The sequence below is a fragment of the Flavobacterium sp. UBA4854 genome (assembly GCF_002399805.1).
GTDB classification, from domain to species: Bacteria; Bacteroidota; Bacteroidia; order Flavobacteriales; family Flavobacteriaceae; genus Flavobacterium; species Flavobacterium ginsengisoli.
This window is the reverse complement of the sequence record NZ_DHEI01000067.1, coordinates 26603-33644: the sequence shown is the minus strand read 5'-3', so window position 1 is coordinate 33644 and position 7042 is coordinate 26603. Positions and strand designations below refer to the sequence as shown.

The 7042-nt window shown below is 33.3% G+C and carries 7 protein-coding genes; 4 read left to right on the top strand and 3 right to left on the bottom strand.

The features are described from left to right. Together B3J44_RS09575 and dusB are read left to right on the top strand one after the other, a co-directional pair. Positions 1-1038, top strand: a 1038-nt coding sequence (locus B3J44_RS09575; RefSeq protein ID WP_286968076.1) for an AMP-binding protein, incomplete at its 5' end; no start/stop codon positions are given. Between the two features lie 145 nt (positions 1039-1183). Beyond that, a complete protein-coding gene (gene dusB / locus B3J44_RS09570) occupies positions 1184-2176 on the top strand; it encodes a tRNA dihydrouridine synthase DusB (RefSeq protein WP_286968075.1) in 993 nt (330 codons plus the stop codon). A gap of 148 nt (positions 2177-2324) precedes the next feature. Here the strand turns inward: dusB and B3J44_RS09565 are convergent, their stop codons facing one another. The 3 genes from B3J44_RS09565 to rbfA all read right to left on the bottom strand — a co-directional run bounded on the left by B3J44_RS09565 (position 2325) and on the right by rbfA (position 5514). Next, positions 2325-3752 (bottom strand): MATE family efflux transporter, encoded by a 1428-nt coding sequence (locus tag B3J44_RS09565; protein WP_286968073.1) that lies wholly within the window; start codon positions 3750-3752, stop codon positions 2325-2327. Positions 3753-3920: 168 nt separating this feature from the next. Further along, complete coding sequence (locus tag B3J44_RS09560; RefSeq protein ID WP_198855019.1) at positions 3921-5120, bottom strand: ABC transporter permease; 1200 nt, start codon at positions 5118-5120, stop codon at positions 3921-3923. Between the two features lies 1 nt (position 5121). After that, positions 5122-5514 carry a 30S ribosome-binding factor RbfA gene (gene rbfA / locus B3J44_RS09555; RefSeq protein WP_095930618.1) on the bottom strand — a complete coding sequence of 131 codons (393 nt, stop codon included), beginning with the start codon at positions 5512-5514 and terminating at the stop codon, positions 5122-5124. A 229-nt stretch (positions 5515-5743) separates the two neighbouring features. On the opposite strand from rbfA, the gene B3J44_RS09550 reads away from it, so the two are divergent. Beyond that, positions 5744-6163: a CBS domain-containing protein gene (locus tag B3J44_RS09550; protein WP_286968071.1), complete on the top strand. Its 420-nt coding sequence runs from the start codon at positions 5744-5746 to the stop codon at positions 6161-6163. A 376-nt stretch (positions 6164-6539) separates the two neighbouring features. Next, a partial coding sequence (locus tag B3J44_RS09545) for a carboxypeptidase-like regulatory domain-containing protein (protein ID WP_286968070.1) occupies positions 6540-7042 on the top strand: 503 nt, incomplete at its 3' end.

Sequence of the window (7042 nt, the reverse complement as noted above, 5' to 3'; positions counted from 1 at the left end):
ACGTCTGGAACTTTAGGAGATCCTGTAACTTTTGGCTTAACCGATTCTGACTTAGATCGACTGGCATATAATGAAGCAATTTCCTTTGCCTGCGCTGGAATTGCTGAAGGCGATGTAGTGCAATTGATGACGACAATTGACAGAAAATTTATGGCAGGTTTGGCTTATTTTCTTGGTCTTCGAAAACTGAAAGTTGGCGTAATTCGTGTTGGCGCTGGAATTCCAGAAATGCAATGGGATTCTATTTTAAAATACAATCCGAGTTATTTGATTACGGTTCCTTCTTTCCTTCTCAAATTAATTGAATACGCTGAAATACACGGAATCGATTATAATAATTCGAGCATAAAAGGCGCCATTTGTATTGGGGAATCTTTGAGAGAACAAGATTTCTCCATGAATATTCTATCAAAAAAAATCACCGATAAATGGAATATTAAGTTATTTTCGACTTATGCTTCTACCGAAATGAGCACCGCTTTTACCGAATGTGAACACGGAAAAGGAGGACATCATCATCCAGAATTGATCATTGTAGAAGTTTTAGACGAAAATAATCAGCCAGTAAAAAATGGAGAAACTGGTGAACTCACTTTTACTACTTTAGGAATTGAGGCGATGCCTTTGTTGCGCTTCAAAACGGGCGACATGGTTCAGTTTCATGATGAGCCTTGCTCTTGTGGAAGAAACACCTTGCGTGTTGGTCCAGTAGTTGGCCGTAAAAAACAAATGATCAAATATAAAGGCACAACTCTTTATCCGCCAGCGATGAATGATGTTTTGAGTAGTTTTGATAATATTGAAAATCATTTGATCGAAATCTCTACAAACGATTTAGGCACAGATGAGATCTTGATTAAAATTGCCGTTAAAAACCAAACTCCAGAATTTTTACAGGAAATAAAAGATCATTTTAGAGCCAAATTAAGAGTGACTCCAAAAATAGAATTTGCTTCAAAAGAAGTTTTGAATCCGTTGGTTTTTAATCCAATGAGCCGAAAACCAATTCGATTTTTTGATTATAGAACTTCGTTCTAAGTTACTAAGATACTGAGACTCTAAGGTTCTAATTTTTTCTTTTTTAATATTAAATAAAGATAAAAAACTCAGAACCTTAGCATCTTAGAAACTTAGAATCTTTTTAATTGAACTAAATGTTGTAATTTTGCAAAAAATTACGAAGATGGTCAAGATTGGCAACATAGAATTACCCGAATTTCCTTTATTACTAGCTCCGATGGAAGATGTTAGTGATCCGCCGTTTCGCAGATTATGCAAAACGCATGGCGCTGACATGATGTATTCTGAATTTATTTCGTCGGAAGGATTAATTCGTGACGCTATAAAAAGCCGCATGAAGCTGGATATTTTTGATTACGAACGCCCTGTTGGAATTCAGATTTTTGGTGGTGATGAGGAAGCGATGGAAATGTCCTCTAAAATTGTCTCTACTGTAAAACCAGATTTAGTGGATATCAATTTTGGATGTCCAGTAAAAAAAGTCGTTTGCCGTGGTGCAGGTGCAGGAGTTTTAAAAGATGTTGATTTGATGGTTCGCTTAACAAAAGCAGTTATCAAAGGAACAGATCTGCCTGTTACGGTAAAAACACGTTTAGGCTGGGATGAAAGCTCAATTAATATTGATGAAGTTGCTGAAAGACTTCAGGATATTGGTGTTCAAGCTTTAACAATTCATGCTAGAACTCGCGCACAAATGTACAAAGGCCATTCTGACTGGTCGCATATTGCGCGTGTAAAAAACAATCCAAGAATTACAATGCCTATTTTCGGAAATGGCGATATCGACAGTCCAGAAAAAGCTTTAAAATATAAAAATGAATACGGAATTGACGGTATCATGATTGGTCGTGCTGCAATTGGTTATCCGTGGATTTTTAACGAAATCAAACACTATTTCAAGACAGGCGAACACTTACCTGCTCCAACGGTTATTGATCGTGTTGAAGCGGCCAGAAATCATTTAATGTGGTCTATGGAATGGAAAGGCGAACGTTTAGGAATTGTCGAAATGCGCCGTCATTATACCAATTATTTTAAAGGAATTCATTCGTTTAAAGAATTCAAACAAAAATTGGTTACCACAGATGCTCCTGAAGATTTATTCGCAATTATGAAAGAAATCGAAGAGGTTTATGCTGGATATGAGTTTGTTTAAAATCTCATAACAAAAGTCCAATCTTTGTCGAGCTTCTTTGTGGAGATTTCTCCTTCGTCGAAATGACAAAAAATACGCAAAGATTAACTTTGGCAAAAAATATTGATACAAAAAAAGACCTTCAAAATTTGAAGGTCTTTTTTGTTTATTAAACTTGAACTCTTTTCCACTTTCCCCTTTTATAGAAAAATATTCCCGCTAAAGTGATTGCGGTTTCAGCCACAGGAATAGCAATAAAAACTCCTGTTGGTCCCATATTGAAATGCTTGGCTAATATATAAGCAAGCGGAATTTGAAATAGCCAAAATCCGAAAAAGTTAATTCCTGTTGGTGTCCAAGTATCTCCTGCTCCATTGAAAGTATTGATTAAAACCATTCCGATTCCGTAGAAAATAAATCCGATGCTCATAATCTGCAATGCTTCAATTGCAATGGTTTTTACTTGCTCGTCATTCGTAAAAAACGAAATAATATATTGTCCAAAAACCAAAGTAATAATCATAATCGTAGCCATGAAAATTACATTATATCTGGCTGTTGTATAAACCGATTTTTCGGCGCGCTCAATTTGTTTCGCTCCTAAGTTTTGTCCAACCAAAGTAGCTGCAGCATTGCTCAATCCCCAAGCTGGAAGTATGAAAAACATCATAATTCTCAAAGCTGTTTGATATCCTGCAGAACCATGATCGCCACCAGTTGTCGCAACTAATTGTGCTAAGAAAATCCAACTGCAAGATGCTATTACAAATTGCAGAATTCCAGGCGCCGCAATTTTTACTAAAGCTCGTATTTGTTTAAAATCGGGTGCGAAATAAGGTATTTTGATTTTTAAAATTCCATTTCCAAAAAATAAATGATAAACCTGATACAAAACTCCAATACTTCTTCCGATAGTAGTTGCTAAAGCTGCGCCAACTAGTCCGAAAGCGGGAATTGGTCCAAAACCATTAATTAGAACTGGACATAAAATAATATTGCAAATATTTGCAATCCAAAGGCTTTTCATTGCAATGGCTGCATTTCCAGCTCCGCGAAAGATTCCGTTTATTAAGAACAAAAGCATAATACACAAACTAGAACCAATCATAATTTGAGTAAAACGGAAACCATGTTCGGCCGATTCTACAGAAGAACCCATTAAAATTAAAATATCTTTTGCGTATATAATTCCCAAAATGCTCATTATACTATTAATTGCAAATGCAATGATAATGGCTTGCATTCCCGCTTTGGCTGCAGCGACAGGATCTTTTTCGCCAATACGTCGTGCAACAACTGCGGTTGCGGCCATACTCATTCCGATAGCGAGTGAATAAATTACGGTTAGCACAGATTCGGTTAAACCAACAGTCTGAATGGCAAAACTGCTATGTTCTAAATGCCCAACAAAATACAAGTCAACTAATGCAAAAACCGATTCCATCATCATTTCCAAAACCATCGGGATGGCCAATAGAATTACGGCTTTTTTTATACTTCCAGAAGTATAGTCAAAAGATTCGTCGCCTTTTAAAGCTTGTTTAATTGTGGTAAAAATTTTAGAAAAGAAGCTTTTCTTTATAATTGTTTCTGTCATGATATTTTAGGATAAATGATAAAAATTGGTTCAGATGTATAAATCTGAACTAAAAAAGTAAACGCAAGTATCCTAATTATTCTAAAAAATAAAATAGGATTAGGCAGAAACAATCATATGCTGTAGTTTTTAAGGCGGTAAATATAATTAATATTTCTTAAGTAGTTTTTAGTCAAGTAGTTTTTTACTAACTCGACTGCTTGCAATTAGTGAAGCAACAAAACCTAGAGAAATAATCGTTGTCATTACAATTAGAACATTTTCTACTGTAAAGACAACTGGGTAAGCCAAAGTTGGTGTAATCATAATAAGATCAAACTTCTGCTGCAATATTACGAGGATTATTCCTAAAGCAAGTCCTATTAAACCACCAAAAACACTTAATAAGGTTCCTTGAAGCAAAAATATTTTTCGAAGCCCATTGATGTCTGTTCCTAAATTGAAAAGGGTTTTAAGATTTCCTTTCTTTTCTAAAATCATCATAATTAAGGCTCCAATCAAATTAAAAAGCGCCACAATGATAACTAATGTAAAAATAAGATAAACAGCAATGTTTTCGGTATTTAGCATTCTATACAAAGACTCATTCAGCTGTGCTCTATTTTTTAAAGTAACTTTATTTTTAAAAATAGAATTAAGCTGTTTTTTTATTGCGTCTTCATCTGCGTTTTCTTTTAATTTAAATTCAATTCCAGAAATCTGATTGGGTTTGTACATTAACAATTCCTGTACTAAACTTAAATCTGCGAATACATATTTTGAATCTAAGTCTTCACTGATAGAATAAATTCCAACAGGTAAAACATCTGTTTTTGTGAAAGCTTCTTCGGGGTTCTCGATTGCTCCTTTTCCTGGTTTTGGTGCAAAAATCTGAAGCGGATTTTCAAAATCAAGAATTCCCATTGAAAAATTTTGAGCTAATCCATAACCAATTACAACCTGAAAACTATCTGGTTTAAGCCATTGGCCATTAAAGAGTTTTTTCTTGATATCATTAACAACAGGGTAAATGCTGTCAACTCCTTTTAAGTAAGTAACTTGCTGTTTATCTTTAAATAGAAACAAAACACGTTCTTCTATTATTTTAGTGTAAGAAGCAACACCATTGATTTTCTTAATCTGATTTTCCTGATCTGGTGCAAATAAAAAAGATTTTCCGTAGGTACTTGTTAATTTTAAATCCGGATCAATTTCGTTTGTAAACGACAGACTAAAAACCTTTAATCCGCTAAAAACAGATAAAACCACAAACAAAGCCATTGTACCAACAATGATTCCCATGCTGGCAATGCGATTGATAATATTTATAGCATTGTTTTTACTGCTGCTAAAAATATAACGTTTGGCTATGTATAAAGGGAAATTCAAATTACGACTTTCTTCTTTTCTCTAAAAGATCACGATTTTCAATTGGGTTTTCTTTTCCAGCAAGTGCATTGTCGATTTTCTCTATATAATCTAAAGAGTCATCAATAAAGAATACCAAATTCGGAACGCGACGTAATTGTAAACGTACACGTTGCGACAAATCATGTTTGATTAAAGTTGTATTGGTTTTGATTGCTTCTAAAGTTTCTTTGGCTTTTTCTTGCGGAAAAATGCTTAGATAAACTGTTGCCACAGATAAGTCTGTAGTTACACTCACTTTGGACACTGAAATTACCAAGTTTGTAATTCCGTTTTTTCTCACTTCACCTTGCAAAATGTCAACCAGATCTTTCTGAATAACACCGCCTATTTTTTTCTGTCTATTTGTTTCCATACTGCAAAAATACTACTTTTTAAATTCAATACTCACAATTTGCACTCAACTAAAAGAATGAATTTAGTATTGTTTTCGCATAAAACTAAATTTAAATAAAATTCCTTATTCTCTTTTATCATTTTCTTATAAAAAATCTAACTTGAGTTCGTGTCTCAAAACTGATATATATCATTATTTTCTTCAGAAATAATTTACATATTTGATATAAATCTAACACTATCAAATTATGAAAAAGAGAGAACCACTAAGTCATATAATGACTAAAAGCGTTATTACAGTAAATCAAAATGACGATTTAAAAAAGGTTGTTGAAAAACTAAAGGCCAACTCAATTCGTCATATTCCAGTTGTAAACGGTAAAGAAGTTGTCGGAATCATTAGTCGTACGGATATTAATCGTTTAACTTTTGGAGCATTATTTGATGGACAAGATAGAGCTGATGAAGCTATTTTAGAAATGCTAACTATTTCGCAGGTTATGACTTCTAAACCCAAAACTGTTTCATCTGATACTATAATAAGAGATTTGGCCGAAATTTTTGTGAAAGAAGAATTTCATGCTCTTCCAGTTGTAGACAATGGAGAATTGAAAGGAATTGTTACTACAACAGATGTTTTGAAATATTTCTTAGAACAATACGATTAAAAATTCAATCTAATAAATTTTACTAAAAGGTGGCAGAAGTTATTTTTGCCACCTTTTATTTTACAATTTTTCATTTTTCTACTAAAAACAAATTGTTGGTTATTTTGGAATTTTACAGTCATATAATCAAAAAAATACATCTATTTTTAAATATTAAATAATTTTATTATTGATAAAATATTAACTTTTTTTTGATAAAAACAAAACCAATACTAGATAAGTTAAAAACCACTAAATCAGTCATTCAAAAGAAAAAATAGCTTTAAAATTTTAAAATAAAAGTTATTTCATTCATAATTAACAGGATAGAGCAGGATACAAAGAGTTTCGGTTATAAATAAGTTTAAACAACTTTACTAACCGAAAACTTTTACTTATGAAAAACAAAATTAGACATTTGATAATTTTGGTCTTTTCCATTTTTGTGCACTTGACCAGTTTTGCACAAACCAAAATGGTTACAGGAATAATAACTGATTCAGGCGGAATTCCTATTCCCGGAGCGAATATTGTCGTAAAGGGATCGCAAACGAATACTACCTCTGACTTTGATGGAAAATATTCAATAAGCGCCAATACCGGAAGCGTCTTAATTTTTAGTTCTACTGGTTCTAAAACAATTGAAAAAACAGTTGAACAATCTTCTATCATCAACATTACTCTAACTGACGAAGTTTCTGAACTTAAGGAGGTAGTTGTTGTGGGTTACGGAACGATGAAAAAAAGCGATTTAACCGGTTCGATCGCACAAATTAAGGGCGATGTTCTAAATACCGTTACAAGTTCAAATCCGTTAGAAGCTGTTCAAGGAAGAGCAGCTGGTGTAGCAGTTCTTAACAATGATTCTTCTCCAGGTTCTTCTCCGAAAATAAGAATTCG

What these genes read in the sequence shown, in the direction of transcription:
- B3J44_RS09565 (WP_286968073.1), bottom strand. Translation starts at nt 3,752, where the DNA reads ATGACAGAAACAATTATAAAGAAAAGCTTCTTTTCTAAAATTTTTACC.
- dusB (WP_286968075.1), top strand. Translation starts at nt 1,184, where the DNA reads ATGGTCAAGATTGGCAACATAGAATTACCCGAATTTCCTTTATTACTA.
- B3J44_RS09550 (WP_286968071.1), top strand. Translation starts at nt 5,744, where the DNA reads ATGAAAAAGAGAGAACCACTAAGTCATATAATGACTAAAAGCGTTATT.
- rbfA (WP_095930618.1), bottom strand. Translation starts at nt 5,514, where the DNA reads ATGGAAACAAATAGACAGAAAAAAATAGGCGGTGTTATTCAGAAAGAT.